Origin of the sequence: Pseudomonas sp. MWU12-3103b (genome assembly GCF_023100615.1) — a bacterium.
GTDB lineage: Bacteria > Pseudomonadota > Gammaproteobacteria > Pseudomonadales > Pseudomonadaceae > Aquipseudomonas > Aquipseudomonas putida_A.
Genome location: NZ_JALMEY010000038.1, coordinates 1 through 1,301 on the forward strand (window position 1 = coordinate 1; position 1,301 = coordinate 1,301).

General features: G+C 54.7%; 1 pseudogene. It reads left to right on the top strand.

Annotation, left to right across the window (positions count from 1 at the left end):
* Positions 1-101 precede the first annotated feature (101 nt).
* Positions 102-1,301 (top strand): annotated as a pseudogene (locus M0808_RS28360) (IS481 family transposase); the annotation flags it as partial.

Here is a 1,301-nt window from a genome sequence, read left to right on the forward strand (position 1 = left end):
AGCCCTCTCCCTGTATGTACCGGAGACATGGTGGACAGGTGTTCGGAGACATGGTGGACACTTTTTAATAGACACATTGCTCATCGCCAAGGAGATGACCTGTGTCTTGGGAAGAGGTGTCCACCGTGCAACTTCGCTCGGAATTCGTGTTTTTGGCTCGGCAAGAGGGGGCCAATATTCGGCTGCTTTGCCGTCGATTCAATATCAGTCCAAGCACTGCTTACAAATGGCTAAACAGGTTTGAAGCCTCAGGTGTTGAGGGATTGATCAACCAGTCTCGGCGACCGAAAACGTCACCCAAACGCTGTGTTGATGAGGTTGAGCAGCAGATTCTGACCGTGAGTCAGGAGTACGCGGCTTGGGGCGCTCGCAAGCTCAAGCGCGTGTTGGAAGACAACGGCGCAGTGATGCCTTCTGTCAGCACCGTGCATGCGGTTTTAAAGCGTCACTCGCGCGTTGATCCAAAGGCCGCTGAGATCAAGCCATTTATCCGGTTCGAGCATGAAGCTCCCAATGATCTTTGGCAGATGGACTTCAAGGGCCATATCAGCTTGGGCCTGGGCCGTTGCCATCCGTTGACGATACTGGACGATCATTCACGGTTTTCGCTGTGCATCGCTGCGTGCGCGAACGAGCAGCGCCAAACCGTTCAGGAGCATCTAATCCGGACCTTTCGGCGCTACGGCCTGCCTTTGCGCATGACGATGGACAACGGTTCGCCTTGGGGTGACCAGACAGGTGTTTATACCGCACTGGAGATCTGGCTGATGAGCCAAGGCATCAAGGTCGGCCACTCCCGACCTTATCATCCGCAGACCCAAGGAAAGCTGGAGCGCTTTCACCGCAGCCTTAAAAGCGAAGTTCTGCAAGGCCAGTTGTTCATCGATCTCGATGGCGCGCAACGGGCGTTTGATAGCTGGCGTGATATTTACAACCAGAAGCGCCCGCACCAGGCGCTGGACATGCAGGTTCCTGCGGCCCGCTACAGCAGTAGTCCACGGGAATATCAGGAGCAACCCGCGGCGCCGGAGTACAACGATGGCGATGTGATCAGGAAGGTTCAGGTGAAGGGCGAGATCTACTGGGGGAACCGTGAATACACAGTCGGAAAGGCTTTTCACGGGAGGTCAGTAGCTATCCGGGAAACGACGGAGGATGGCATCCACGATGTCTACTGGGGTAAACATCGTATAGCCAAAATCGACTTGAACTTGCAGATTGTCACAGCAGGTAAGAAGATCTAAAACCGTCCACCATGTCTCCGAACATGTGTCCACCATGTCTCCGGTACATACACTCCC